The organism is Pseudomonas sp. GD03862, from assembly GCF_029840855.1.
In the GTDB taxonomy this organism is placed as follows: domain Bacteria; phylum Pseudomonadota; class Gammaproteobacteria; order Pseudomonadales; family Pseudomonadaceae; genus Aquipseudomonas; species Aquipseudomonas alloputida.
In genome coordinates this window covers 127,521-151,021 of record NZ_JAOCDI010000008.1, presented here as the reverse complement: position 1 = coordinate 151,021, position 23,501 = coordinate 127,521, and the positions used below count along the sequence as shown (strand labels likewise).

The window sequence follows — 23,501 nt, the reverse complement described above, 5'->3', positions numbered from 1 at the left end:
CCGATGATCGGGCGGGGAGGGCCGGGGCCTCGTCTTGACTGGGTGCAAGATCCTCTTTAGACTTTTGTACCCTTAAATTTGGTGAGGCTCCGTCTCGCCAATTTTTGGCTTTCTTGCAAGACAATAGAGTCGCAAGACAATCAGTGGAGCTAGTAGATGGCAACTATCAACCAGCTGGTACGTCAGCCGCGTAAGCGTTCGGTCGAGAAGTCCGACGTTCCTGCGCTGCAGAACTGCCCGCAGCGTCGTGGCGTGTGCACCCGTGTGTACACCACCACGCCGAAAAAACCTAACTCGGCACTGCGTAAAGTATGCCGTGTGCGTCTGACCAACGGTTTCGAGGTTTCCTCGTACATCGGTGGTGAAGGCCACAACCTGCAAGAGCACAGCGTCGTCCTGATTCGTGGCGGCCGTGTAAAAGACTTGCCAGGTGTTCGTTACCACACCGTTCGCGGCTCTCTGGATACTTCGGGCGTTAAAGGCCGTAACCAGGGTCGTTCGAAGTACGGTACCAAGCGTCCGAAGTAATCGGTCGTTTGCAGACATCCATTTTTTTGAGTCGATAAGAGTAAGGTCGGGCGTGGGTCGAATGACCTGGTCCCGGGCTAACCTGAAGACCGTTTGAGGGCTTATCATGCCAAGACGTCGTGTAGCAGCAAAACGTGAGATCCTTGACGATCCGAAGTACGGATCCCAGATTCTCGCGAAGTTCATGAACCACGTGATGGAAAGCGGCAAGAAGGCCGTAGCCGAGCGCATCGTTTACGGTGCCCTGGATACCGTCAAAGCACGCAAGAACAGCGACCCCCTGGAAATCTTCGAGAAAGCTCTCGACGCCATCGCTCCGCTGGTCGAAGTAAAGTCCCGTCGTGTCGGCGGTGCCACTTACCAGGTCCCGGTTGAAGTTCGTCCATCCCGTCGTAACGCTCTGGCAATGCGCTGGCTCGTAGACTACGCCCGCAAGCGCGGCGAGAAGTCGATGGCTCTGCGTCTGGCCGGCGAACTGCTGGATGCTGCCGAAGGCAAGGGTGCTGCAGTCAAGAAGCGTGAAGACGTTCACCGTATGGCTGAAGCCAACAAAGCGTTCTCGCACTACCGCTTCTAATTCAAGCATCAATCTTTTTGCGAGGGCTTTATGGCTCGTACTACAGCAATTAACCGCTACCGTAACATTGGTATCTGTGCCCACGTTGACGCGGGCAAGACCACCACTACCGAGCGGATCCTGTTCTACACAGGTCTGAGCCACAAAATGGGCGAGGTGCATGACGGCGCCGCGACCACCGACTGGATGGTGCAGGAGCAGGAGCGGGGTATCACCATTACCTCCGCTGCCGTTACCACCTTCTGGAAAGGTTCCCGTGGTCAGTATGACAACTACCGCGTAAACGTTATCGATACCCCTGGCCACGTTGACTTCACCATTGAAGTAGAGCGTTCGTTGCGTGTACTCGACGGCGCGGTCGTTGTGTTCTGTGGCACCTCCGGCGTTGAGCCGCAGTCCGAAACCGTATGGCGTCAGGCCAACAAGTACGGCGTTCCGCGTGTTGTTTACGTGAACAAGATGGACCGTGCTGGTGCAAACTTCCTGCGCGTCGTAGGTCAGATCAAGAACCGTCTGGGTCACACTCCGGTTCCTGTTCAGCTGGCCATCGGTTCGGAAGATAACTTCCAGGGTCAGGTTGACCTGATCAAGATGAAGGCTATCTACTGGAACGACGACGACAAGGGTACTACCTACCGCGAGGAAGAAATTCCTGCGGATATGGTCGAGCTGGCTAACGAATGGCGCAACAACATGGTTGAAGCCGCCGCCGAAGCCACCGAAGAGCTGATGAACAAGTACCTTGAAGAAGGTGAGCTGTCCGTCGAAGAGATCAAGGCAGGCCTGCGCGCGCGCACCCTGGCCAGCGAGATCGTTCCGGCTGTCTGCGGTTCGTCGTTCAAGAACAAGGGTGTTCCCCTGGTTCTCGACGCCGTTATCGACTTCCTGCCAGCTCCGACCGAGATCCCTGCGATCAAGGGTATCCACCCTGATCTGATCGACGTGCCTAAGGACGAAGTCAAGCCAGAGCAGTTCGACGAGCGTCATGCTGACGACGACGAGCCGTTCTCGGCCCTGGCCTTCAAGATTGCCACCGACCCGTTCGTTGGTACTCTGACCTTCGTTCGCGTTTACTCGGGCTTCCTGACCTCCGGTGACTCCGTCATCAACTCGGTCAAAGGCAAGAAAGAGCGCGTTGGTCGTATGGTCCAGATGCACGCCAACCAGCGTGAAGAGATCAAAGAAGTACGTGCAGGCGACATCGCTGCTCTGATCGGCATGAAGGACGTCACTACTGGTGATACCCTGTGCAACGCCGACAAGCCGATCATCCTTGAGCGTATGGACTTCCCTGAGCCTGTGATTTCGCTCTCTGTAGAGCCGAAAACCAAACAGGACCAGGAGAAGATGGGTATCGCACTGGGCAAGCTGGCTCAGGAAGACCCATCGTTCCGCGTCAAGACCGATGAAGAAACCGGTCAGACCATCATCTCCGGTATGGGTGAGCTGCACCTGGACATCCTCGTTGACCGCATGAAGCGCGAATTCAACGTCGAAGCCAACATCGGCAAGCCGCAGGTTTCGTACCGCGAGAAGATCACCAAATCCAACGTCGAGATCGAAGGCAAGTTCGTTCGTCAGTCGGGTGGTCGTGGTCAGTTCGGTCACTGCTGGGTTCGCTTCTCCGAGCCGGACGTGGACGACAAGGGCAACATCACAGAAGGTCTGGTGTTCTCCAACGAAGTCGTTGGTGGTGTGATTCCTAAGGAATACATCCCTGCGATCCAGAAGGGTATCGAAGAGCAGATGAAAAACGGCGTTGTTGCCGGTTATCCTCTGATCGGCCTGAAGGCCGCGGTATTCGACGGTTCGTACCACGACGTCGACTCCAACGAAATGGCGTTCAAGATCGCTGCTTCGATGGCGACCAAGCAACTGGCCCAGAAGGGCGGTGGCGTGGTTCTCGAGCCGATCATGAAAGTCGAAGTTGTAACCCCGGAAGACTACCTGGGTGACGTGATGGGTGACCTGAACCGTCGTCGTGGTCTGGTCCAGGGTATGGATGAGTCGGTCTCTGGCCGCGTCGTCCGTGCTGAAGTACCGCTCGGAGAGATGTTCGGTTACGCAACCGACGTTCGTTCCATGTCTCAGGGTCGCGCAAGCTACTCCATGGAATTCTCCAAATACGCCGAAGCTCCGTCGAACATCGTCGAAGCACTCGTTAAAAAACAAGGCTAATCCCCTTTAGGCAAGAGGTTCACTGTCGTGGCTAAAGAAAAATTTGATCGTTCCCTTCCCCACGTTAACGTCGGCACCATCGGCCACGTTGACCACGGTAAGACCACTCTGACCGCAGCTCTGACTCGCGTCTGCTCCGAAGTTTTCGGTTCGGCAGTCGTTGAGTTCGACAAGATCGACTCGGCTCCGGAAGAAAAAGCGCGCGGTATCACCATCAACACCGCTCACGTCGAGTACAACTCGAACATTCGTCACTACGCTCACGTTGACTGCCCAGGTCACGCTGACTACGTGAAGAACATGATCACCGGTGCTGCCCAGATGGACGGCGCGATCCTGGTTTGCTCGGCCGCCGATGGTCCGATGCCACAAACCCGTGAGCACATCCTGCTGTCCCGTCAGGTAGGCGTTCCGTACATCGTGGTCTTCCTGAACAAGGCTGACCTGGTAGACGACGCTGAGCTGCTGGAACTGGTCGAGATGGAAGTTCGCGACCTGCTGTCCACCTACGACTTCCCAGGCGACGACACTCCGATCATCATCGGTTCCGCTCGTATGGCCCTGGAAGGCAAAGACGACAACGAAATGGGCACTACCGCTGTCAAGAAGCTGGTAGAAACTCTGGATGCCTACATCCCTGAGCCAGTTCGTGCCATCGACCAGCCGTTCCTGATGCCGATCGAAGACGTATTCTCGATCTCGGGTCGTGGTACCGTTGTTACCGGTCGTATCGAGCGTGGTATCGTCCGCGTTCAGGATCCGCTGGAAATCGTTGGTCTGCGTGACACCACCACCACCACCTGCACCGGTGTTGAGATGTTCCGCAAGCTGCTGGACGAAGGTCGTGCTGGCGAGAACTGCGGCGTTCTGCTGCGTGGTACCAAGCGTGACGACGTTGAGCGTGGCCAGGTTCTGGTCAAGCCAGGTTCGGTCAAGCCGCACACCAAGTTCACCGCAGAAGTCTACGTCCTGTCGAAGGAAGAAGGCGGCCGTCACACTCCGTTCTTCAAAGGCTACCGTCCACAGTTCTACTTCCGTACCACTGACGTGACCGGTAACTGCGAACTGCCGGAAGGCGTTGAAATGGTAATGCCAGGTGACAACATTCAGATGACTGTTACCCTGATCAAGACCATCGCAATGGAAGACGGTCTGCGCTTCGCTATCCGTGAAGGCGGTCGTACCGTCGGCGCCGGCGTTGTGGCCAAAATCATCGAGTAATCACTCGACCGATTGAAAAAACCCCCGCTCAGCGGGGGTTTTTTTTATTGGGTTGACACTAATTGGGGGCGTCTATAGAATCACGCCTCCTTTTAGCGGGCGTAGTGCGTCCGTTGGGAACAGCCTGGAGTCTGAAATCCAATGCAAAATCAGCAAATCCGTATCAGGTTGAAGGCTTTCGACCATCGCCTGATCGACCAATCCACCCAGGAAATCGTGGAAACCGCGAAACGTACTGGTGCACAAGTGCGTGGTCCAATTCCACTGCCTACCCGCAAAGAGCGTTTCACCGTTCTGGTCTCCCCGCACGTCAACAAAGACGCGCGTGACCAGTACGAGATTCGCACTCATAAGCGTGTTCTGGACATCGTCCAGCCAACGGATAAAACCGTTGACGCGCTGATGAAGCTTGATCTGGCGGCAGGTGTGGAAGTACAGATCAGCCTCGGCTAAGACTTCGGTCTAGTCGTGTAACGCTCTGAAATGGGCGGCCATAGCGGGTGAAAGCCCCGTACACTCATGAGGTTTACAACATGACTATTGGTGTAATCGGTCGCAAGTGCGGTATGACCCGCATTTTCACCGAAGAAGGTGTCTCCATTCCGGTCACGGTCATTGAGATCGAGCCGAATCGCGTCACCCAGTTCAAAACTGAAGAAACCGATGGCTACCGTGCAGTGCAAGTCACTGTCGGCGAGCGTCGTGCTTCGCGTGTGACTGCCGCTCAGGCAGGCCACTTCGCCAAGGCCAACGTTGCCGCTGGTCGCGGTGTTTGGGAGTTCCGTCTTGAAGAAGGCGATTTCCAGGCTGGCGATCTGATCAAAGCTGAACTCTTCACTGCAGGCCAGCTGGTAGACGTTACTGGTCAGTCCAAAGGTAAAGGCTTCGCCGGTACCATCAAGCGCTGGAACTTCCGTGGTCAGGACAACACCCACGGTAACTCCGTGTCGCACCGTGTTCCTGGTTCCATCGGCCAGTGCCAGACTCCTGGTCGTGTGTTCAAGGGCAAGAAAATGTCCGGTCACATGGGCGCCGAGCGCGTGACTGTTCAGTCCCTGGAAGTAGTTCGCGTAGACGCTGAACGCAACCTGCTGCTGATCAAGGGTGCCGTACCTGGCGCTACTGGCGGCGACGTGGTTGTACGTCCAGCTGTCAAGGCTCGCGGTTAAGGGGAAACTGACATGCAACTTAATGTAAATGACGCTCAGGCGATCGAAGTTTCCGAACTGACTTTCGGTGGCGAATTCAACGAGACGCTGGTTCACCAAGCAGTCGTGGCCTACATGGCCGGCGGCCGTCAGGGCACCAAGCAGCAGAAGACCCGTTCCGACGTGGCTGGTGGCGGTAAGCGCCCATGGCGTCAGAAGGGTACTGGCCGTGCTCGTGCTGGTACCACTCGTGGTCCGATCTGGCGTGGCGGTGGTGTAACCTTCGCAGCTCGCCCTCAAGATCACTCGCAAAAGCTCAACAAGAAGATGTATCGCGCAGCTCTGCGCTCCATCCTCGCTGAGCTGGTGCGTAGCGACCGTCTGGTCGTGGTTCAGGACTTCGCTGTTGAAGCACCGAAAACCAAAGATCTGCTGAACAAGCTGAACGGCATGGGTCTGAGCGATGTACTGATCGTTTCCGACGCTGTTGATCAGAACCTGTACCTGGCTGCTCGTAACCTGCCGCACGTCGACGTACGTGACGTACAAGGTTCCGACCCGGTCAGTCTGATCGCATACGAGAAAGTGTTGATCACTGTCTCGGCCGTGAAGAAATTCGAGGAGCTGCTGGGATGAACCAGGAACGCGTATTCAAAGTCCTCCTTGGCCCGCACGTTTCCGAGAAGGCTACCGTTCTGGCTGAGAAAAAAGGCCAGTTCGTATTCAAGGTTGCTACTGATGCAACCAAGCTGGAAATCAAGAAAGCTGTCGAAGGCCTGTTCAACGTAAAAGTTGAAAACGTGTCGACTGTTAACGTTCTGGGTAAAACCAAGCGTACCGCACGTGGTCTGGGCAAGCGTAATGACTGGAAGAAGGCGATCGTCTCCCTTCAGCCAGGCCAAGATCTCGATTTCAGCAGCAGTGCTGAGTAAGGAAGGGGTGCATCATGGCAATCGTTAAATGCAAACCGACTTCCCCTGGCCGCCGTTTCGTGGTCAAGGTGGTCAACAAGGAGCTGCACAAAGGCGCTCCTCACGCACCGCTGATCGAGAAAAAATCGAAGTCTGGTGGTCGTAACAACAATGGCCGCATTACCACTCGTCACGTTGGTGGTGGTCACAAGCAGCATTACCGTCTGGTCGACTTCCGTCGCAACGACAAAGATGGCATTCCAGCCACTGTCGAGCGTATCGAATACGATCCAAACCGTACTGCTCACATCGCCCTGCTGTGCTACGCAGACGGTGAGCGTCGCTACATCATCGCGCCTAAAGGCGTGAGCGCTGGCGACCAGCTGATCGCAGGTGCCCTGGCCCCAATCAAGGCCGGTAACTCCCTGCAGCTGCGCAACATTCCAGTAGGTAGCACCATTCACGGCATCGAACTGAAGCCGGGTAAAGGTGCTCAGATCGCTCGTTCCGCTGGTGCTTCGGCTCAGCTGATCGCTCGCGAAGGTGTCTACGTGACCCTGCGTCTGCGCTCTGGTGAAATGCGTAAAGTCCTGGCTGAGTGCCGTGCGACCCTGGGCGAAGTCTCGAACTCCGAGCACAGCCTGCGTTCGCTGGGTAAAGCTGGTGCCAAACGCTGGCGCGGCGTTCGCCCAACCGTTCGTGGTGTTGCCATGAACCCGGTTGACCACCCACACGGTGGTGGTGAAGGTCGTACCTCCGGTGGTCGTCATCCGGTATCGCCATGGGGCTTCCCAACCAAGGGTGCTAAAACCCGTGGTAATAAGCGTACCGACAACATGATCGTCCGTCGTCGCAAGTAACTAGAGGGATACGACAGTGCCACGTTCTCTGAAAAAAGGTCCTTTTATCGATCTTCACCTGTTGAAGAAGGTCGAAGTGGCGGTGGAGAAGAACGATCGCAAGCCAGTTAAAACCTGGTCGCGCCGTTCGATGATCCTGCCACAAATGGTCGGTCTGACCATCGCGGTTCACAACGGTCGCCAGCATGTTCCAGTTCTCGTGAACGAAGACATGGTCGGCCACAAACTGGGCGAGTTCGCCGGTACCCGCACCTATCGCGGGCACGTGGCTGACAAGAAAGCCAAGCGTTAAGGGGTAAGGAAATGGAAGTAGCCGCTAAGTTGTCGGGCGCTCGCATCTCCGCCCAGAAAGCCCGCTTGGTCGCCGACCAGATCCGCGGGAAGAAGGTGGGCGAAGCGCTCAACCTGTTGGCCTTCAGCAGCAAAAAAGCCGCTGAAATCATGAAGAAAGTCCTCGAGTCGGCCGTAGCCAACGCCGAACACAACGAAGGCGCAGACGTTGATGACCTGAAGGTCTCCACCGTCTTCGTCAACGAAGGGCGTTCGCTGAAGCGCATCATGCCACGTGCCAAAGGCCGTGCTGATCGCATCGTCAAGCGGTCTTGCCATATCACTGTCAAGGTTGCGGACAAGTAACGGAGTCGATCAGATGGGTCAGAAAGTACATCCCACTGGCATTCGCCTGGGAATCGTCAAGGAGCACACCTCCGTCTGGTACGCAGACGGTGCTACTTACGCAGATTACCTGTTGAAGGATCTGAAAACGCGTGAGTACCTCCAAGACAAACTAAAAAGCGCGTCCGTAAGCCGTATCGATATTCATCGTCCGGCTCAAACTGCACGCATCACCATCCACACCGCTCGTCCCGGTATCGTTATCGGTAAGAAAGGTGAAGATGTCGAGAAGCTGCGTCAGGACCTGACCAAGCAGATGGGTGTGCCTGTGCACATCAACATCGAAGAGATCCGCAAGCCGGAACTCGACGCTATGCTGGTTGCGCAGAGCGTAGCTCAGCAGCTGGAACGCCGTGTAATGTTCCGTCGTGCCATGAAGCGCGCGGTACAGAACGCCATGCGTATTGGTGCCAAGGGCATCAAGATCCAGGTGAGCGGTCGTCTCGGCGGTGCTGAGATTGCTCGTACCGAGTGGTATCGCGAAGGTCGTGTGCCTCTGCACACCCTGCGTGCCGATATCGACTACAACACCTACGAAGCTCACACCACTTACGGTGTGATCGGTGTGAAGGTTTGGATCTTCAAAGGCGAAGTTATTGGTGGTCGCCAAGAAGAACTGAAACCACAAGCACCAGCGCCTCGTAAAAAAGCTGCTAAGTAAGGGGTACGCCAAATGTTGCAACCAAAGCGTACAAAATTCCGCAAGCAGATGACTGGCCACAACCGTGGTCTGGCACTGCGCGGTAGCAAAGTCAGCTTCGGCGAATTCGCCCTGAAAGCTGTTGCTCGCGGTCGCCTCACCGCTCGCCAGATCGAGTCCGCACGTCGTGCGCTGACCCGTCACGTTAAGCGTGGCGGTAAGATCTGGATCCGTGTGTTCCCGGACAAGCCGATCTCCAAAAAACCTCTTGAGGTTCGTATGGGTAAAGGTAAGGGCTCCGTGGAATACTGGGTTGCCCAGATTCAGCCAGGCAAAGTCCTGTACGAGATCGAGGGTGTTTCTGAAGAGCTGGCGCGCGAAGCTTTCGCCCTGGCTGCTGCAAAGCTGCCTCTCGCCACCTCCTTTGTTAAGCGGACGGTGATGTGATGAAAGCGAATGAACTTCGTGAAAAATCGGCACAGCAACTGAACGAGCAACTGCTCGGCTTGCTGCGCGACCAGTTCAATCTGCGTATGCAGAAAGCAACTGGCCAGTTGGGGCAGTCGCACCTGCTCTCGCAAGTTAAGCGTGACATCGCTCGCGTGAAAACTGTGCTCAACCAGCAGGCAGGTAAGTGATCATGGCTGAAGCTGAAAAAACCGTCCGTACGCTGACTGGCCGTGTCGTCAGCGACAAAATGGACAAGACCATCACCGTTCTGATCGAGCGTCGCGTAAAGCACCCGATCTACGGTAAATACGTTAAGCGTTCGACTAAGCTGCACGCGCACGACGAAGCCAACCAGTGCAAGATCGGCGACAAGGTTTCCATCCGTGAAACCCGTCCGCTGGCCAAGACCAAGTCCTGGGCACTGGTTGAAGTCCTCGAACGCGCTGTTGAAGTCTAAGGGCTAAGGGTCGGAGAAATTTTATGATTCAGACTCAATCCATGCTCGATGTGGCCGATAACAGCGGCGCTCGTCGCGTCATGTGCATCAAGGTACTCGGCGGTTCGCACCGCCGTTACGCCGGTATCGGTGACATCATCAAAGTAACCGTCAAGGAAGCAATTCCGCGCGGTAAGGTCAAAAAAGGCCAAGTGATGACCGCTGTCGTCGTACGTACCCGTCACGGTGTTCGTCGCGCTGACGGTTCCATCATTCGTTTCGACGGCAACGCTGCTGTTCTGCTGAACAACAAGCAAGAGCCGATCGGCACTCGCATCTTCGGGCCAGTGACCCGTGAACTTCGTACTGAGAAGTTCATGAAGATCGTCTCGCTCGCCCCTGAAGTGCTGTAAGGAGATCCGACATGCAAAAGATTCGTCGTGACGACGAGATCATCGTGATCGCCGGCAAAGACAAAGGTAAGCGCGGTAAGGTGCTGAAGGTTCTGGCTGATGACCGTCTGGTTATCGGTGGCGTGAACCTGGTCAAGCGTCATACCAAGCCTAACCCGATGGCGGGCGTACAGGGCGGTATCGTCGAGAAAGAAGCGCCTCTGCACGCTTCCAACGTTGCCATCTTCAACGGTGAAACCAACAAGGCTGACCGCGTTGGTTTCAAAGTAGAAGACGGTAAAAAAATTCGTGTCTTCAAGTCGACCCAAAAAGCGGTTGATGCTTGAACACTGCTAGGTAGAAGACCATGGCACGACTGAAAGAGATTTACCGGAACGAAATCGCTCCTAAGCTTAAGGAAGAACTTAAGCTGTCGAACGTGATGGAAGTTCCGCGCGTTACCAAGATCACCCTGAACATGGGTCTGGGCGAAGCGATCGGCGACAAGAAAGTCATCGAGCACGCTGTTGCCGACCTGGAAAAGATCACCGGTCAAAAGCCGGTCGTGACTTTCGCTCGCAAATCCATCGCTGGCTTCAAAGTCCGCGAAGGCTGGCCGATCGGCGTCAAGGTGACCCTGCGTAGCGACAAGATGTACGAATTCCTGGACCGCCTGCTGGCGATCTCCCTGCCTCGGGTTCGCGACTTCCGCGGCCTGAATGCCAAGTCCTTCGATGGTCGTGGCAACTACAGCATGGGCGTGAAAGAGCAGATCATCTTCCCGGAAATCGACTACGACAAGATCGATGCTCTGCGCGGTTTGGACATCACCCTGACCACCACTGCTCGTTCGGACGACGAAGGCCGCGCTCTGCTGCGTGCTTTCAAGTTCCCGTTCCGCAACTGATTGGAGTAGGAAAATGGCCAAGAAGAGCATGAAAAACCGCGAGCTGAAGCGTCAGCTCACGGTAGCAAAGTTCGCTAAGAAGCGTGCTGAGCTGAAAGCGACCATCGTCAACCTGAACGCCTCTCCAGAAGAGCGTTTCGCTGCCGTTGTCGCTCTGCAGAAGCAGCCACGCGACGCTAGCGCCTCGCGCCTGCGCAACCGTTGCCGCCTGACCGGTCGTCCTCACGGTGTATACCGTAAGTTCGGCCTGGGCCGTAACATGCTGCGTCAAGCTGCAATGCGCGGTGACGTACCAGGTCTGGTCAAGGCCTCCTGGTAATCGCTGCAGGCAAGGCACGGGTGGAAGGGGAGCAATCTTCCGACCGCCGGTGACCTTGCCAACAAACAAGCCCCTATATGGGGCTTGTTTCGTTTCTGCCTTGTGTCTAGAATGACCGGCTCACCTGAGCCTGGGTTTTTGCCCAAACCGTTCGGGTGGTTGTCATAGCCGCAAGGCTAATAATTCTTGTATCAGGAGCATCTAGCCCATGAGTATGCAGGACCCGTTAGCGGACATGCTAACTCGCATCCGTAATGCCCAGATGGCTGAAAAGTCCGTCGTAAGCATGCCTTCCTCTACCCTGAAGGTCGCGGTTGCCAAAGTTCTGAAGGACGAAGGTTACATCGCTGGCTACCAGGTAACTGGTGAGGCCAAGCCTTCCCTGTCGATCGAACTGAAGTACTTCGAAGGCCGTCCGGTCATCGAGGAACTGAAGCGCTCCAGCCGTCCAGGCCTGCGCCAGTACAAGGCCGTCACCGATCTGCCGAAAGTACGTGGCGGTCTGGGCGTGTCTATCGTCTCCACCAACAAAGGTGTGATGACTGATCGCGCTGCGCGCGCTGCCGGTGTCGGCGGCGAAGTTCTGTGCACAGTGTTCTAAGGGGGGATAGACATGTCTCGCGTCGCTAAGAACCCCGTTAAGCTGCCATCCGGTGTCGAAGTCAAATTCGCCGGTCAGCAGCTTTCGGTGAAGGGTGCCAAAGGTACTCTCGAACTGAACGTTCACTCGTCTGTTGAAGTTACCGAAGAGTCTGGTGAGCTGCGTTTCGTCGCTCGCAATGGTGACCAGCAAGCTCGTGCCATGGCCGGTACCACCCGCGCTCTGGTCAACAACATGGTCCAAGGCGTAAGCCAAGGCTTCGAGCGCAAGCTCCAGCTGGTCGGTGTTGGTTACAAGGCACAGGCTAAAGGCACCGTCCTGAACCTGGCCCTGGGCTTCTCTCACCCAGTGGACTACGAACTGCCAGCCGGTATCACCGCTGAAACACCTAGCCAGACCGACATCCTGATCAAGGGTATCGACAAGCAGCTGGTAGGTCAGGTGGCCGCTGAAATCCGCGACTTCCGTCCGCCAGAGCCTTACAAAGGTAAAGGTGTGCGTTACGCGGACGAAGTAGTCCGTCGTAAAGAAGCCAAGAAGAAGTAGGGCCTAGTAAATGACCGACAAAAAAGTTATTCGACTGCGTCGCGCTCGCAAAGCACGTCTCAAGATGCACGAACTCGAAGTCGTGCGCCTGTGCGTGTTCCGCTCCTCGCAGCACATCTACGCCCAGGTCATTTCGGCCGACGGCAGCAAGGTTCTGGCAAGCGCCTCGACCTTGGACAAAGACCTGCGTGATGGCGCCACTGGCAACATCGACGCGGCCACTAAGGTTGGCAAGCTGGTAGCTGAGCGTGCGAAAGCCGCCGGTGTATCTCAAGTTGCCTTTGACCGTTCCGGCTTCAAGTACCATGGCCGCGTCAAAGCGCTGGCTGATGCTGCTCGTGAAGGCGGGCTGGAGTTCTAAGTTATGGCAAATAACGATCAAAAGCGCGACGAAGGCTACATCGAGAAGCTGGTTCAAGTTAACCGCGTTGCCAAAACCGTAAAAGGCGGCCGTATCTTCACCTTCACCGCGCTGACCGTGGTTGGTGATGGTAAAGGTCGTGTTGGCTTCGGCCGTGGCAAGTCGCGCGAAGTACCAGCCGCGATCCAGAAAGCCATGGAAGCTGCTCGCCGCAACATGATCCAGGTTGACCTGAAGGGCACCACCCTGCAGTACGCCACCAAGGCTGCCCACGGCGCCTCGAAGGTTTACATGCAGCCTGCCTCGGAAGGTACCGGTATCATCGCCGGTGGCGCAATGCGTGCTGTCCTGGAAGTTGCTGGTGTTCAGAACGTTCTGGCCAAGTGCTACGGTTCGACCAACCCAGTGAACGTGGTTTACGCCACCTTCAAGGGTCTGAAAGCCATGCAATCTCCTGAATCCATTGCCGCCAAGCGTGGCAAGAGCGTCGAGGAGATCTTCTGATCATGGCAACCGTAAAAGTAACGCTGATCAAGAGCGTCTCGGGCCGTCTGCCTAACCACAAGCTGTGTGTTAAAGGCCTGGGTCTGCGTCGCATCGGTCACACTGTAGAAGTCCAGGATACTCCCGAGAACCGCGGGATGATCAACAAGGCTTACTACATGCTGAAGGTCGAGGGCTAATCGATGAAACTCAATGATCTGAGTCCAGCGCCGGGTTCCCGTCGCGAGAAGCATCGTCCAGGTCGTGGTATCGGTAGCGGTCTGGGTAAGACCGGCGGCCGTGGCCACAAAGGTCAGACTTCCCGTTCGGGTGGTTCGATCGCTCCTGGCTTCGAAGGCGGTCAACAGCCGCTGCACCGTCGCCTGCCGAAGTTCGGCTTCGTTTCCCTGAAAGCCATGGACCGCGCTGAAGTGCGTCTGTCCGAGCTGGCCAAAGTGGAAGGCGACGTGATCTCCGTGCAATCCCTGAAGGATGCCAACGTGATCAACCAGCACATTCAGCGTGTGAAAATCATGCTGTCTGGCGAAGTTACTCGCGCAGTCACCATCAAGGGTATCGCAGCCACCAAGGGTGCGCGTGCGGCTATCGAAGCAGCTGGCGGCAAATTCGAGGAATAAATGGCTAAGCAAGGTGCTCTCTCTTCGCTCGGTAAGGGCGGGATGTCGGAACTCTGGGCTCGTCTGCGCTTTCTGTTCATGGCGATCATCGTCTATCGGATAGGTGCGCATATCCCGGTTCCCGGCATCAATCCGGACCGTCTGGCGGATCTGTTTCGGCAGAATGAGGGGACCATTCTTAGCTTGTTCAACATGTTTTCCGGTGGCGCGCTCGAGCGCATGAGCATCTTTGCACTGGGGATCATGCCGTACATTTCGGCATCGATCATCATGCAGTTGATGACGGCGGTCAGCCCGCAACTGGAGCAGTTGAAGAAGGAAGGTGAAGCTGGCCGTCGCAAGATCAGCCAGTACACCCGCTACGGCACCGTTATCCTGGCACTGGTCCAAGCCATTGGCATGTCCATTGGCCTGGCCAACCAGGGCGTGGCGTTTTCTGTAGGCCTGGGCTTCCATGTCGTCGCTGTTTCCACTTTCGTGGCAGGCGCGATGTTCATGATGTGGCTGGGCGAGCAGATCACCGAGCGCGGTGTGGGCAACGGTATCTCGATGTTGATTTTCGCGGGTATCGTTGCCGGTCTTCCGAGAGCAATCGGGCAGTCTTTCGAGTCTGCACGCACAGGCGATATCAACATTTTCGCCCTGGTCGCCATCGGTCTGCTGGCAGTAGCGATTATCGGTTTTGTGGTGTTCATTGAGCGTGGTCAGCGTCGTATCGCCGTTCATTACGCCAAGCGTCAGCAGGGCCGTAAGGTCTTCGCTGCGCAGACTAGCCACTTGCCGCTGAAAGTGAACATGGCGGGGGTTATCCCGGCTATTTTCGCGAGCAGCATTCTGCTGTTCCCGGCTTCGCTGGGTGCCTGGTTTGGTCAGTCCGAAGGTATGGGCTGGCTGCAGGACATCTCGCAGTCGATCGCTCCTGGTCAGCCGTTGAACATTCTGCTGTTTAGTGCAGGGATCATTTTCTTCTGCTTCTTCTACACAGCGTTGATGTTCAACCCGAAAGACGTAGCGGAAAACCTGAAGAAGTCCGGTGCCTTTATTCCGGGTATCCGTCCTGGTGAGCAGTCGGCACGCTACATTGATGGCGTTCTGACCCGTTTGACCATGTTCGGTGCTCTTTACATGATGGCCGTCTGCCTTCTGCCCCAGTTCCTGGTGGTGGCAGCAAATGTGCCGTTCTACCTTGGCGGGACCTCGTTGCTGATTGTGGTAGTGGTTGTGATGGACTTCATGTCCCAAGTACAATCGCACCTCGTTTCGCACCAGTACGAATCCCTGATGAAGAAAGCCAACCTGAAAGGCTACGGTGGCAGCGGTTTGCTGCGCTGATACGCCCCTAAGGTTCGAGGAGTCGGTAATGAAAGTTCGTGCATCGGTGAAAAAGCTGTGCCGTAACTGCAAGATCATCCGTCGCGAAGGCGTCGTACGAGTGATCTGCAGCGCGGAACCGCGTCACAAACAGCGCCAAGGCTGAGTGTGATCTGCGCTTCAAACCCAGCAGCTAGTGTGCTGCTGGGTTGATTATTCGTTTCTACAGCGATATTATCTCGCGCCCTATTTCTTGGCTTCCGGGGCGTAGGTAGCTGTCAATTGGAGTCCCACTGAATGGCCCGTATTGCAGGCGTCAACATTCCAGATAACAAGCATACTGTTATCTCGCTGACCTACATCTATGGTGTCGGTCGCACAACTGCACAGAAGATTTGTGCAGACGCTGGTGTAAACCCAGCCGCTAAGATCAAGGATCTGAGCGACGAGCAAATCGAAACCCTGCGTGGCGAAGTCGCGAAGTTCACCACCGAAGGTGACCTGCGTCGTGACATCAACATGAAGATCAAGCGCTTGATGGACCTGGGTTGCTACCGCGGCCTGCGTCATCGTAAAGGTCTGCCGGTTCGCGGTCAGCGCACCAAGACCAACGCACGCACCCGTAAGGGCCCGCGTAAGCCGATCCGCAAGTAATCGCCCAGGAATATAGACATGGCAAAACCTGCTGCTCGTCCTCGTAAGAAAGTCAAAAAGACAGTGGTTGATGGCATCGCCCACATCCATGCCTCTTTCAACAACACCATCGTGACCATCACCGACCGTCAGGGCAATGCTTTGTCCTGGGCGACCTCCGGTGGTTCGGGTTTCCGTGGTTCGCGCAAATCCACCCCGTTCGCAGCTCAGATCGCTGCTGAGCGTGCTGGTCAAGCTGCGCTGGAATACGGTCTGAAGAACCTCGACGTTAACGTCAAGGGTCCAGGTCCAGGTCGTGAGTCCGCCGTTCGTGCATTGAACAGCTGCGGCTACAAGATCGCCAGCATCACCGACGTGACGCCAATCCCGCACAACGGGTGCCGTCCGCCGAAGAAGCGTCGCGTGTAATCAGGAGACAGAAGAATGGCACGTTACATTGGTCCAAAATGCAAACTGTCTCGTCGTGAAGGCACTGATCTGTTCCTGAAGAGCGGCGTTCGCGCTCTGGAATCGAAGTGCAATATCGAAGCAGCCCCAGGTATCCACGGCCAGCGCCGTGGCCGTCAGTCCGACTACGGCACCCAGCTGCGTGAGAAACAAAAAGTCCGTCGTATCTACGGTGTTCTGGAGCGTCAGTTCCGCGGTTACTACCAAGCTGCTGCCTCGAAAAAAGGCGCAACCGGTGAGAACCTGCTGCAACTGCTCGAGTGCCGTCTGGATAACGTCGTTTACCGTATGGGCTTCGGCTCGACTCGTTCCGAGTCCCGTCAGCTGGTTTCGCACAAAGCGATCAGCGTCAACGGTAAGACTGTAAACATTCCATCCTACCAAGTTCGTCCGGGTGACGTGGTCGCAGTCCGCGAGAAATCGCTGGGCCAGTTGCGCATTGTTCAAGCCCTTGAACTGTGCGCCCAGCGTGGCCGCGTTGAGTGGGTTGACGTGGATGCTGCTAAAAAGTCGGGCGTTTTCAAGAACGTTCCTGCTCGCAGCGACCTGTCTGCCGACATCAACGAAAACCTGATTGTCGAGCTCTACTCCAAGTAAGGGCTAGAAAATAGGTGCATCCATGCAGATTTCGGTAAATGAGTTCCTGACTCCCCGCCACATTGATGTGCAGGTAGTCAGTCCGACCCGCGCCAAAATTACGCTCGAGCCTCTCGAGCGTGGTTTCGGCCATACCCTGGGCAACGCGCTGCGCCGCATCCTGTTGTCCTCCATGCCTGGCTGTGCAGTAGTCGAGGCCGAGATCGATGGCGTACTCCATGAGTACTCCGCGATCGAAGGTGTTCAGGAAGACGTAATTGAAATCCTGTTGAACCTGAAAGGTCTCGCTATCAAACTGCATGGTCGTGACGAAGTTACGCTGACCTTGTCGAAAAAGGGTTCGGGGGTGGTTACCGCTGCCGATATTCAGCTGGATCACGATGTCGAGATCGTCAACCCCGATCACGTAATCGCGAACCTGGCGTCGAACGGCGCTCTGAACATGAAGCTCACTGTAGCTCGTGGTCGTGGTTACGAGCCGGCCGACTCCCGTCAAACCGACGAAGACGAAAGCCGTAGCATTGGCCGTCTGCAGTTGGACGCCTCCTTCAGCCCGGTGCGTCGTATCGCCTATGTGGTCGAGAACGCCCGTGTTGAACAGCGTACCAACCTGGACAAACTGGTCATTGATCTGGAAACCAACGGCACCCTGGATCCTGAAGAGGCTATCCGCCGCGCTGCGACCATTCTGCAACAGCAGTTGGCCGCGTTCGTCGACCTCAAAGGTGACAGCGAGCCTGTCGTAGTCGAGCAGGAAGACGAGATCGATCCGATCCTGCTGCGTCCGGTTGACGACCTGGAACTGACTGTACGTTCGGCCAACTGCCTCAAGGCGGAGAACATCTACTACATCGGCGACCTGATTCAGCGTACCGAAGTAGAGCTGTTGAAGACTCCTAACCTGGGTAAGAAGTCCCTGACTGAAATCAAGGACGTTCTGGCCTCTCGTGGTCTGTCTCTCGGCATGCGCCTCGACAACTGGCCGCCTGCAAGTCTTAAGAAAGACGACAAGGCGACCGCCTGATCGTCGTAATCACCGAACGTAGTGTTTGGTAAGGAATGAATCATGCGTCATCGTAAAAGTGGACGTCACCTGAGCCGTACCAGCTCTCACCGCAAGGCTATGTTCCAGAACATGGCAGTGTCGCTGATCGAGCACGAGCTGATCAAAACCACCCTGCCGAAAGCCAAGGAACTGCGCCGCGTTGCCGAGCCGCTGATCACCCTGGCCAAGGAAGACAGCGTTGCTAACCGTCGTCTGGCCTTCGACCGTACCCGTTCGAAGTCCGCTGTTGGCAAACTGTTCAACGACCTGGGCAAGCGTTACGCCACCCGTCAGGGCGGCTACCTGCGCATCCTGAAGTGCGGTTTCCGCGCTGGCGACAACGCGCCTATGGCGTACGTCGAGCTGGTTGATCGTCCGGTCGGCGGTGCTGTAGAAGCTGCTGAGTAAGACGTTCTGTCTGCTACAGAAAACCGGGCCTAGTGCCCGGTTTTTTGTTTGTACATCTATTGTTTATCTCTATTGATGTAAGTCATGTAATGAATTTGTCCCTGTAATCTTGCTCGTCAATACTCTCTCTACAGCCGATTAGCCGGCCCTTGAAGACCGAAAAGGAGAGCCCATGAGCAAGATTCTCACCACCGCTAGCGGTGCACCTGTAGCCGACAACCAGAACTCCCGCTCCGCCGGCCCGCGCGGTCCGCTGCTGCTCGACGACTTCCACCTGATCGAGAAGCTCGCCCATTTCAACCGCGAGAACATTCCTGAGCGCCGCGTCCATGCCAAAGGCTCGGGCGCCTACGGTACCTTTACCGTTACTCACGATATCACCGGCTATACCAGCGCCAAGCTGTTCGAAGAGGTCGGTAAACAAACCGAGACTTTCTTACGCTTCTCCACCGTTGGTGGCGAGCGCGGCTCTGCAGATACCGAGCGTGACCCGCGTGGTTTCGCGGTGAAGTTCTACACCGAAGAAGGCAACTGGGACATCGTCGGTAACAACACGCCAGTGTTCTTCATTCGTGACCCGCTGAAGTTCCCGGACTTTATCCACACCCAGAAGCGCCACCCGCAGTCCAACCTGAAGAATGCTCAGATGATGTGGGACTTCTGGTCGCACTCTCCCGAAGCGTTGCATCAGGTCACCATCCTGTTTTCCGACCGTGGCATTCCGGACGGCTACCGTCACATGCATGGCTTTGGCAGCCACACCTACAGCCTGATCAATGCAAAGGGTGAGCGCACTTGGGTCAAGTGGCACTTCAAGACCCAACAAGGCATCAAGAACCTCACCCCGGCAGATGCTGCACGCCTGGCAGGGACCGATCCGGATTACGCTCAGCGCGACCTCTTCGAGGCCATCGAGCGTGGCGACTACCCGCGCTGGACTGTCTGCATTCAGGTGATGAGCGAAGCCGAGGCTGCCAGCCGCGACGAGAACCCATTCGACGTGACCAAGACCTGGTCGCAGAAGGATTATCCACTCATCGAGGTGGGTGTGCTGGAGCTCAACCGTAACCCGCTCAACTATTTTGCGGAGGTCGAGCAGGCCGCGTTCGGGCCGAGCAATATGGTGCCCGGCGTCGGTCTTTCGCCGGACCGCATGCTGCAAGGCCGCGTATTCGCCTACGCCGACGCGCACCGCTATCGCGTGGGGACCAACCACCAGCAATTGCCAGTCAACGCGCCACGCTGCCCGGTGAACAGCTACCAGCGTGACGGCTCGATGGCCACCGGCAGTTACGGTAGTGCACCGAACTACGAGCCAAACAGCTACAGCGATGCCCCGAAACAGTCGCCACGTCATGCTGAGCCAGCATTGGCCATGAATGGTTCGGCTGATCGCTACGATCACCGCGAGGACACCGACTACTTCAGCCATGCCGGCGCTTTGTTCCGTTTGATGAACGATGAGCAGAAGGCCCTGCTGATCAGCAACATCGCCGGTACCATGGCGGGCGTCAGCGAAGATGTCATTCAGCGTCAGCTACAGTACTTCTTCAAGGCGGATCCGGCTTACGGCGAAGGGATTGCAAAGGCTTTGGGCATCAATCTCGCCTAAGTCGAAGTGATAAGAAGAACCGCCCTCATTTGGGCGGTTTTTCAATGAATATCACTACTGTTTAACCGATTTTTTGCGTCTGATTGCGCGTTTTTCAGTGACCATAGACAAAAGCTGGTTCACACTATGTGGCATAGACGTTTTCACATGGAGAATCAGGGCGATGCAAGGCCACCCGGACGTAATCAACTATCTCGTCACGCTGCTGAAGGGCGAACTGGCGGCACGCGACCAGTACTTCATTCATTCGCGCATGTACGAAGACTGGGGCCTGTCCAAGCTCTACGAGCGCATCAACCACGAGATGGAGGAAGAGACGCAACACGCCGATGCCCTGATGCGTCGTATCCTCATGCTCGAAGGGACCCCTGACATGCGTGCGGATGACCTGGAGGTCGGTAGCACCGTGCCGGAAATGATCGAGGCAGACCTCAAGCTCGAATACAAGGTGCGCGGTGCGCTTTGCAAAGGCATCGAGCTGTGCGAATTGCACAAGGACTACGTCAGTCGTGACATCCTGCGTGCGCAGCTGGCCGACACCGAAGAAGATCACACCTACTGGCTTGAGAAGCAGCAGGGCCTGATCAAGGCCATCGGGCTGGAAAACTACCTGCAGTCGCAGATGTAAGTTATCCACAGACTCAAGTAAAAGCCCCTGGCACCATCGGTACCAGGGGCTTTTTCATTGCGCTGGCAATACTCAGGCCCTATCCCGCTCCAGCAATGGTTTCAGGTAATGGCCGGTATATGACTGCTTCATCTCGCTCAGCTCTTCTGGCGTACCGCAGGCAATGATCTGCCCACCCTTGGAGCCACCCTCAGGCCCCAGGTCAACCAGCCAGTCGGCGGTCTTGATCACATCCAGGTTATGCTCGATCACCACCACGGTATTGCCGTGGTCGCGCAGGCGATGCAACACGTCCAGCAGTTGCTGGATATCGGCAAAGTGCAGGCCGGTGGTAGGTTCGTCGAGGATGTACAAGGTCTTGCCGGTATCGCGCTTGGACAGTTCGCGCGACAGCTTTACCCGCTGCGCCTCACCGCCGGACAACGTGGTCGCTGATTGCCCCAGTTTGATGTACGACAGGCCCACATCCATCAACGTTTGCAGCTTGCGCGCCAGCGCCGGCACCGCATCGAAGAACTCGCGGGCATCCTCGATGGTCATTTCCAGCACCTCGTGGATGTTCTTGCCTTTGTACTTGATCTCCAGGGTTTCGCGGTTGTAGCGCTTGCTCTTGCACACGTCACACGGCACGTAGATGTCCGGCAGGAAGTGCATTTCCACCTTGATCAGGCCATCGCCCTGGCAGGCCTCGCAACGGCCACCCTTGACGTTGAACGAGAAACGCCCCGGGCCATAACCACGCGAGCGTGACTCCGGGACACCGGAGAACAGCTCGCGGATCGGCGTGAAGATGCCGGTGTAGGTGGCCGGGTTGGAGCGCGGCGTGCGGCCGATCGGGCTCTGGTCGATATCCACCACCTTGTCCAGGTGCTGCAGGCCGTCCATGCTGCTGTGCGGTGCGGCTTCCAGGCTGCTTGCGCCATTGAGGGCGGTGGCGGCCAAGGGGTACAGGGTGTTGTTGATCAGCGTCGATTTACCCGAGCCGGATACACCGGTCACGCAGGTCAGCAGGCCGATCGGTACTTCCAGGTCGACGTTCTGCAGGTTGTTGCCACGTGCGCCCTTGAGCTTGAGCTGCAGCTTCTTGTTGCGCGGCGTGCGCTTGGCCGGCACGACGATCTTCTTGCGCCCGGACAGGTACTTGCCAGTCAGCGAATCGGGATGGTCCATGACCTCCTGGGGCGAGCCCTCGGCGACAATCTGCCCACCGTGAACACCGGCGCCCGGGCCGATATCGACCACGTAGTCGGCCAGCCGAATGGCGTCCTCGTCGTGTTCCACCACGATCACCGTGTTGCCCAGGTCGCGCAAATGGTTGAGGGTGGCCAACAGGCGGTCGTTGTCGCGTTGATGAAGGCCGATGGACGGTTCATCGAGGATGTACATCACCCCCACCAGCCCAGCGCCGATCTGGCTGGCGAGGCGGATACGTTGCGCTTCGCCACCGGACAGGGTGTCGGCGCTACGATCCAGGGTCAGGTAGTCGAGACCGACATTGACCAGGAACTGAAGTCGTTCGCAGATTTCCTTGAGGATTTTTGCCGCGATTTCGCCACGCCGGCCAGTAAGGGTCAGTTGACCAAAGTAGTTGCTGGCTTCACCGATCGGCAAATTGGTTGCCGCCGGCAGGGTTTTCTCGCCCACCCACACATGGCGCGCCTCGCGGCGCAGGCGCGTACCCCGGCAATCCGGGCACGGTTGCGTGCCAAGGAATTTGGCCAGTTCTTCACGCACGGTGGCCGATTCGGTTTCGCGGTAGCGGCGCTCAAGGTTCGGCACAATGCCTTCGAACGGGTGCGATCGCTTGACGATGTCGCCTCGGTCGTTGAGGTACTTGAAATCGACACTCTGCTTGCCGCTGCCCTGCAGGATCACTTTCTGGTGTTCGGCTGACAGCTCGCCGAAAGGCTCCTCCAGGCTGAAGCCGTAGTGCGCAGCCAACGAACCGAGCATCTGGAAGTAGTACACGTTACGCCGGTCCCAGCCGCGGATCGCGCCTTCGGCCAAGGTCAGTTCGGTGTTGACCAGGCGTTTGGTGTCGAAGAACTGCTTGACCCCCAGGCCGTCGCAGGTCGGGCAGGCGCCAGCCGGGTTGTTGAAGGAAAACAGCTTCGGTTCCAGCTCGCTGATCGCGTGGCCGCACACCGGACAGGCGAAGCGCGCGGAGAAGATCGTCTCTTCGCCTTGTTCGTCGTCCATCGGTGCCACCAGGGCAATACCGTCGGCCAGCTTCAACGCGGTCTCGAACGATTCGGCCAGGCGCTGTTGCAGGTCGGCGCGGACTTTGAAGCGGTCCACCACCACATCGATGCTGTGCTTCTTCTGCTTGTCCAGCTTGGGCAACTCATCGAGTTCGTAGAGCTTGCCGTTGACCCTGGCCCGCACGAAACCCTGGGCGCGAAGCTCGTCAAACACCGCCAGGTGCTCGCCCTTGCGCTCGCGCACCACTGGCGCGAGCAGCATCAGCTTGCTGCCTTCCGGGCGCTCCAGCACCAGGTCGACCATCTGGCTGATCGTTTGCGCCTCCAGCGGAATATCGTGGTCCGGGCAGCGTGGAGTACCGACGCGGGCGTACAGCAGGCGCAGATAGTCGTAGATTTCGGTGATGGTGCCGACCGTGGAGCGCGGGTTGTGCGAGGTCGACTTCTGCTCGATCGAAATCGCCGGCGACAGGCCTTCGATGGTGTCGACGTCGGGCTTTTCCATCATCGACAGGAACTGCCGGGCGTAGGCCGACAGCGATTCCACATAGCGGCGCTGGCCTTCGGCGTACAAGGTATCGAACGCCAGGGACGACTTGCCGGAACCGGACAGGCCGGTGATCACGATCAACTTGTCCCGGGGCAGGGTCAGGTCGATGTTCTTCAGGTTGTGGGTACGTGCCCCACGAATCAGGATCTTGTCCACTGCGGCCTCGCTCGGCGGGCA

35 protein-coding genes are annotated in these 23,501 nt (G+C 56.9%); 34 read left to right on the top strand and 1 reads right to left on the bottom strand.

The window, feature by feature from the left end; genetic code table 11:
• Positions 1-156: 156 nt before the first annotated feature.
• From rpsL to bfr, 34 genes are all read left to right on the top strand, one after another.
• Positions 157-528: a 30S ribosomal protein S12 gene (rpsL, locus tag N5D53_RS08230; RefSeq protein WP_003255492.1), complete on the top strand. Its 372-nt coding sequence runs from the start codon at positions 157-159 to the stop codon at positions 526-528.
• Positions 529-634: 106 nt separating this feature from the next.
• Positions 635-1,105, top strand: coding sequence for a 30S ribosomal protein S7 (gene rpsG, locus N5D53_RS08225; protein ID WP_003246741.1), 471 nt, complete (start codon positions 635-637; stop codon positions 1,103-1,105).
• Between the two features lie 30 nt (positions 1,106-1,135).
• Positions 1,136-3,283, top strand: coding sequence for an elongation factor G (gene fusA / locus N5D53_RS08220; protein ID WP_003255490.1), 2,148 nt, complete (start codon positions 1,136-1,138; stop codon positions 3,281-3,283).
• 27 nt (positions 3,284-3,310) lie between these two features.
• Positions 3,311-4,504, top strand: a complete 1,194-nt coding sequence (gene tuf, locus N5D53_RS08215) for an elongation factor Tu (RefSeq protein WP_010951775.1) — start codon at positions 3,311-3,313, stop codon at positions 4,502-4,504.
• 141 nt (positions 4,505-4,645) lie between these two features.
• Positions 4,646-4,957, top strand: coding sequence for a 30S ribosomal protein S10 (rpsJ, locus tag N5D53_RS08210; RefSeq protein WP_003186070.1), 312 nt, complete (start codon positions 4,646-4,648; stop codon positions 4,955-4,957).
• Between the two features lie 80 nt (positions 4,958-5,037).
• Entirely contained in the window at positions 5,038-5,673 is a 636-nt protein-coding gene (rplC, locus tag N5D53_RS08205; RefSeq protein WP_003255486.1) for a 50S ribosomal protein L3, read from the top strand.
• A 12-nt stretch (positions 5,674-5,685) separates the two neighbouring features.
• Positions 5,686-6,288, top strand: a complete 603-nt coding sequence (gene rplD, locus N5D53_RS08200) for a 50S ribosomal protein L4 (RefSeq protein WP_003255485.1) — start codon at positions 5,686-5,688, stop codon at positions 6,286-6,288.
• The gene (gene rplW / locus N5D53_RS08195; protein WP_003255484.1) at positions 6,285-6,584 is read left to right on the top strand and encodes a 50S ribosomal protein L23; all 300 of its coding nucleotides are present in this window, start codon (positions 6,285-6,287) and stop codon (positions 6,582-6,584) included. Before rplD ends, rplW begins: the two co-directional genes overlap by 4 nt.
• A gap of 14 nt (positions 6,585-6,598) precedes the next feature.
• Positions 6,599-7,423 carry a 50S ribosomal protein L2 gene (rplB, locus tag N5D53_RS08190; protein ID WP_003255483.1) on the top strand — a complete coding sequence of 275 codons (825 nt, stop codon included), beginning with the start codon at positions 6,599-6,601 and terminating at the stop codon, positions 7,421-7,423.
• A 16-nt stretch (positions 7,424-7,439) separates the two neighbouring features.
• The gene (gene rpsS / locus N5D53_RS08185; protein WP_003255482.1) at positions 7,440-7,715 is read left to right on the top strand and encodes a 30S ribosomal protein S19; all 276 of its coding nucleotides are present in this window, start codon (positions 7,440-7,442) and stop codon (positions 7,713-7,715) included.
• 11 nt (positions 7,716-7,726) lie between these two features.
• Entirely contained in the window at positions 7,727-8,059 is a 333-nt protein-coding gene (rplV, locus tag N5D53_RS08180) for a 50S ribosomal protein L22 (RefSeq protein WP_003103908.1), read from the top strand.
• Positions 8,060-8,072: 13 nt separating this feature from the next.
• Positions 8,073-8,759: a 30S ribosomal protein S3 gene (rpsC, locus tag N5D53_RS08175; protein WP_003255481.1), complete on the top strand. Its 687-nt coding sequence runs from the start codon at positions 8,073-8,075 to the stop codon at positions 8,757-8,759.
• Positions 8,760-8,771: 12 nt separating this feature from the next.
• Positions 8,772-9,185, top strand: coding sequence for a 50S ribosomal protein L16 (gene rplP / locus N5D53_RS08170; RefSeq protein ID WP_003255479.1), 414 nt, complete (start codon positions 8,772-8,774; stop codon positions 9,183-9,185).
• Positions 9,185-9,376 carry a 50S ribosomal protein L29 gene (gene rpmC, locus N5D53_RS08165; protein ID WP_002555481.1) on the top strand — a complete coding sequence of 64 codons (192 nt, stop codon included), beginning with the start codon at positions 9,185-9,187 and terminating at the stop codon, positions 9,374-9,376. The genes rplP and rpmC overlap by 1 nt, the downstream gene beginning before the upstream one ends.
• A gap of 2 nt (positions 9,377-9,378) precedes the next feature.
• The gene (gene rpsQ, locus N5D53_RS08160; protein ID WP_003255478.1) at positions 9,379-9,645 is read left to right on the top strand and encodes a 30S ribosomal protein S17; all 267 of its coding nucleotides are present in this window, start codon (positions 9,379-9,381) and stop codon (positions 9,643-9,645) included.
• A gap of 23 nt (positions 9,646-9,668) precedes the next feature.
• Positions 9,669-10,037, top strand: a complete 369-nt coding sequence (gene rplN / locus N5D53_RS08155) for a 50S ribosomal protein L14 (protein WP_002555479.1) — start codon at positions 9,669-9,671, stop codon at positions 10,035-10,037.
• An 11-nt stretch (positions 10,038-10,048) separates the two neighbouring features.
• The gene (rplX, locus tag N5D53_RS08150; RefSeq protein ID WP_003255476.1) at positions 10,049-10,363 is read left to right on the top strand and encodes a 50S ribosomal protein L24; all 315 of its coding nucleotides are present in this window, start codon (positions 10,049-10,051) and stop codon (positions 10,361-10,363) included.
• Between the two features lie 20 nt (positions 10,364-10,383).
• On the top strand, positions 10,384-10,923 hold the full coding sequence (rplE, locus tag N5D53_RS08145; protein ID WP_003255474.1) for a 50S ribosomal protein L5: 540 nt from the start codon (positions 10,384-10,386) through the stop codon (positions 10,921-10,923).
• A gap of 13 nt (positions 10,924-10,936) precedes the next feature.
• On the top strand, positions 10,937-11,242 hold the full coding sequence (gene rpsN, locus N5D53_RS08140; RefSeq protein WP_003255472.1) for a 30S ribosomal protein S14: 306 nt from the start codon (positions 10,937-10,939) through the stop codon (positions 11,240-11,242).
• 208 nt (positions 11,243-11,450) lie between these two features.
• Positions 11,451-11,843, top strand: a complete 393-nt coding sequence (rpsH, locus tag N5D53_RS08135; protein ID WP_003255471.1) for a 30S ribosomal protein S8 — start codon at positions 11,451-11,453, stop codon at positions 11,841-11,843.
• Between the two features lie 12 nt (positions 11,844-11,855).
• Entirely contained in the window at positions 11,856-12,389 is a 534-nt protein-coding gene (gene rplF, locus N5D53_RS08130; protein ID WP_003255469.1) for a 50S ribosomal protein L6, read from the top strand.
• Between the two features lie 10 nt (positions 12,390-12,399).
• Positions 12,400-12,750, top strand: coding sequence for a 50S ribosomal protein L18 (gene rplR / locus N5D53_RS08125; RefSeq protein WP_003255467.1), 351 nt, complete (start codon positions 12,400-12,402; stop codon positions 12,748-12,750).
• Positions 12,751-12,753: 3 nt separating this feature from the next.
• Entirely contained in the window at positions 12,754-13,254 is a 501-nt protein-coding gene (gene rpsE, locus N5D53_RS08120) for a 30S ribosomal protein S5 (protein ID WP_003255465.1), read from the top strand.
• 2 nt (positions 13,255-13,256) lie between these two features.
• Positions 13,257-13,433: a 50S ribosomal protein L30 gene (gene rpmD, locus N5D53_RS08115; RefSeq protein ID WP_003255463.1), complete on the top strand. Its 177-nt coding sequence runs from the start codon at positions 13,257-13,259 to the stop codon at positions 13,431-13,433.
• A gap of 3 nt (positions 13,434-13,436) precedes the next feature.
• Entirely contained in the window at positions 13,437-13,871 is a 435-nt protein-coding gene (rplO, locus tag N5D53_RS08110; protein ID WP_003255461.1) for a 50S ribosomal protein L15, read from the top strand.
• Entirely contained in the window at positions 13,872-15,203 is a 1,332-nt protein-coding gene (gene secY / locus N5D53_RS08105) for a preprotein translocase subunit SecY (RefSeq protein ID WP_003257108.1), read from the top strand.
• Positions 15,204-15,231: 28 nt separating this feature from the next.
• A complete protein-coding gene (gene rpmJ, locus N5D53_RS08100) occupies positions 15,232-15,348 on the top strand; it encodes a 50S ribosomal protein L36 (RefSeq protein WP_002555468.1) in 117 nt (38 codons plus the stop codon).
• Between the two features lie 131 nt (positions 15,349-15,479).
• Positions 15,480-15,836 carry a 30S ribosomal protein S13 gene (gene rpsM, locus N5D53_RS08095; RefSeq protein ID WP_003255457.1) on the top strand — a complete coding sequence of 119 codons (357 nt, stop codon included), beginning with the start codon at positions 15,480-15,482 and terminating at the stop codon, positions 15,834-15,836.
• A gap of 18 nt (positions 15,837-15,854) precedes the next feature.
• Complete coding sequence (gene rpsK, locus N5D53_RS08090) at positions 15,855-16,244, top strand: 30S ribosomal protein S11 (protein ID WP_003255454.1); 390 nt, start codon at positions 15,855-15,857, stop codon at positions 16,242-16,244.
• A gap of 15 nt (positions 16,245-16,259) precedes the next feature.
• The gene (gene rpsD / locus N5D53_RS08085; protein ID WP_003255453.1) at positions 16,260-16,880 is read left to right on the top strand and encodes a 30S ribosomal protein S4; all 621 of its coding nucleotides are present in this window, start codon (positions 16,260-16,262) and stop codon (positions 16,878-16,880) included.
• 22 nt (positions 16,881-16,902) lie between these two features.
• Entirely contained in the window at positions 16,903-17,904 is a 1,002-nt protein-coding gene (gene rpoA, locus N5D53_RS08080; protein ID WP_003255452.1) for a DNA-directed RNA polymerase subunit alpha, read from the top strand.
• Between the two features lie 42 nt (positions 17,905-17,946).
• Positions 17,947-18,333, top strand: coding sequence for a 50S ribosomal protein L17 (gene rplQ, locus N5D53_RS08075; RefSeq protein WP_003255451.1), 387 nt, complete (start codon positions 17,947-17,949; stop codon positions 18,331-18,333).
• A gap of 172 nt (positions 18,334-18,505) precedes the next feature.
• Complete coding sequence (locus N5D53_RS08070) at positions 18,506-19,945, top strand: catalase (RefSeq protein WP_010951777.1); 1,440 nt, start codon at positions 18,506-18,508, stop codon at positions 19,943-19,945.
• Positions 19,946-20,108: 163 nt separating this feature from the next.
• On the top strand, positions 20,109-20,573 hold the full coding sequence (gene bfr, locus N5D53_RS08065; RefSeq protein WP_003255449.1) for a bacterioferritin: 465 nt from the start codon (positions 20,109-20,111) through the stop codon (positions 20,571-20,573).
• A 72-nt stretch (positions 20,574-20,645) separates the two neighbouring features.
• Here the strand turns inward: bfr and uvrA are convergent, their stop codons facing one another.
• The gene (gene uvrA / locus N5D53_RS08060) at positions 20,646-23,480 is read right to left on the bottom strand and encodes an excinuclease ABC subunit UvrA (RefSeq protein WP_162497225.1); all 2,835 of its coding nucleotides are present in this window, start codon (positions 23,478-23,480) and stop codon (positions 20,646-20,648) included.
• Positions 23,481-23,501: the final 21 nt, after the last annotated feature.

Bases quoted from the DNA above. Each gene is read 5' to 3' on its own strand.
- rplD (WP_003255485.1), top strand. From the start codon at position 5,686: ATGCAACTTAATGTAAATGACGCTCAGGCGATCGAAGTTTCCGAACTG.
- rpsG (WP_003246741.1), top strand. From the start codon at position 635: ATGCCAAGACGTCGTGTAGCAGCAAAACGTGAGATCCTTGACGATCCG.
- rplW (WP_003255484.1), top strand. From the start codon at position 6,285: ATGAACCAGGAACGCGTATTCAAAGTCCTCCTTGGCCCGCACGTTTCC.
- rplF (WP_003255469.1), top strand. From the start codon at position 11,856: ATGTCTCGCGTCGCTAAGAACCCCGTTAAGCTGCCATCCGGTGTCGAA.
- rplR (WP_003255467.1), top strand. From the start codon at position 12,400: ATGACCGACAAAAAAGTTATTCGACTGCGTCGCGCTCGCAAAGCACGT.
- rpsE (WP_003255465.1), top strand. From the start codon at position 12,754: ATGGCAAATAACGATCAAAAGCGCGACGAAGGCTACATCGAGAAGCTG.
- rpmJ (WP_002555468.1), top strand. From the start codon at position 15,232: ATGAAAGTTCGTGCATCGGTGAAAAAGCTGTGCCGTAACTGCAAGATC.
- rpoA (WP_003255452.1), top strand. From the start codon at position 16,903: ATGCAGATTTCGGTAAATGAGTTCCTGACTCCCCGCCACATTGATGTG.
- rplP (WP_003255479.1), top strand. From the start codon at position 8,772: ATGTTGCAACCAAAGCGTACAAAATTCCGCAAGCAGATGACTGGCCAC.
- rpsQ (WP_003255478.1), top strand. From the start codon at position 9,379: ATGGCTGAAGCTGAAAAAACCGTCCGTACGCTGACTGGCCGTGTCGTC.
- rplB (WP_003255483.1), top strand. From the start codon at position 6,599: ATGGCAATCGTTAAATGCAAACCGACTTCCCCTGGCCGCCGTTTCGTG.
- rpsK (WP_003255454.1), top strand. From the start codon at position 15,855: ATGGCAAAACCTGCTGCTCGTCCTCGTAAGAAAGTCAAAAAGACAGTG.
- rpsH (WP_003255471.1), top strand. From the start codon at position 11,451: ATGAGTATGCAGGACCCGTTAGCGGACATGCTAACTCGCATCCGTAAT.
- N5D53_RS08070 (WP_010951777.1), top strand. From the start codon at position 18,506: ATGAGCAAGATTCTCACCACCGCTAGCGGTGCACCTGTAGCCGACAAC.
- rpsL (WP_003255492.1), top strand. From the start codon at position 157: ATGGCAACTATCAACCAGCTGGTACGTCAGCCGCGTAAGCGTTCGGTC.
- rplX (WP_003255476.1), top strand. From the start codon at position 10,049: ATGCAAAAGATTCGTCGTGACGACGAGATCATCGTGATCGCCGGCAAA.
- rplN (WP_002555479.1), top strand. From the start codon at position 9,669: ATGATTCAGACTCAATCCATGCTCGATGTGGCCGATAACAGCGGCGCT.
- rplQ (WP_003255451.1), top strand. From the start codon at position 17,947: ATGCGTCATCGTAAAAGTGGACGTCACCTGAGCCGTACCAGCTCTCAC.
- rpmC (WP_002555481.1), top strand. From the start codon at position 9,185: ATGAAAGCGAATGAACTTCGTGAAAAATCGGCACAGCAACTGAACGAG.
- rplV (WP_003103908.1), top strand. From the start codon at position 7,727: ATGGAAGTAGCCGCTAAGTTGTCGGGCGCTCGCATCTCCGCCCAGAAA.
- secY (WP_003257108.1), top strand. From the start codon at position 13,872: ATGGCTAAGCAAGGTGCTCTCTCTTCGCTCGGTAAGGGCGGGATGTCG.
- rplO (WP_003255461.1), top strand. From the start codon at position 13,437: ATGAAACTCAATGATCTGAGTCCAGCGCCGGGTTCCCGTCGCGAGAAG.
- rplC (WP_003255486.1), top strand. From the start codon at position 5,038: ATGACTATTGGTGTAATCGGTCGCAAGTGCGGTATGACCCGCATTTTC.
- rpsN (WP_003255472.1), top strand. From the start codon at position 10,937: ATGGCCAAGAAGAGCATGAAAAACCGCGAGCTGAAGCGTCAGCTCACG.
- rpsC (WP_003255481.1), top strand. From the start codon at position 8,073: ATGGGTCAGAAAGTACATCCCACTGGCATTCGCCTGGGAATCGTCAAG.
- rpsD (WP_003255453.1), top strand. From the start codon at position 16,260: ATGGCACGTTACATTGGTCCAAAATGCAAACTGTCTCGTCGTGAAGGC.
- rpsJ (WP_003186070.1), top strand. From the start codon at position 4,646: ATGCAAAATCAGCAAATCCGTATCAGGTTGAAGGCTTTCGACCATCGC.
- bfr (WP_003255449.1), top strand. From the start codon at position 20,109: ATGCAAGGCCACCCGGACGTAATCAACTATCTCGTCACGCTGCTGAAG.
- rpmD (WP_003255463.1), top strand. From the start codon at position 13,257: ATGGCAACCGTAAAAGTAACGCTGATCAAGAGCGTCTCGGGCCGTCTG.
- rplE (WP_003255474.1), top strand. From the start codon at position 10,384: ATGGCACGACTGAAAGAGATTTACCGGAACGAAATCGCTCCTAAGCTT.
- fusA (WP_003255490.1), top strand. From the start codon at position 1,136: ATGGCTCGTACTACAGCAATTAACCGCTACCGTAACATTGGTATCTGT.
- rpsM (WP_003255457.1), top strand. From the start codon at position 15,480: ATGGCCCGTATTGCAGGCGTCAACATTCCAGATAACAAGCATACTGTT.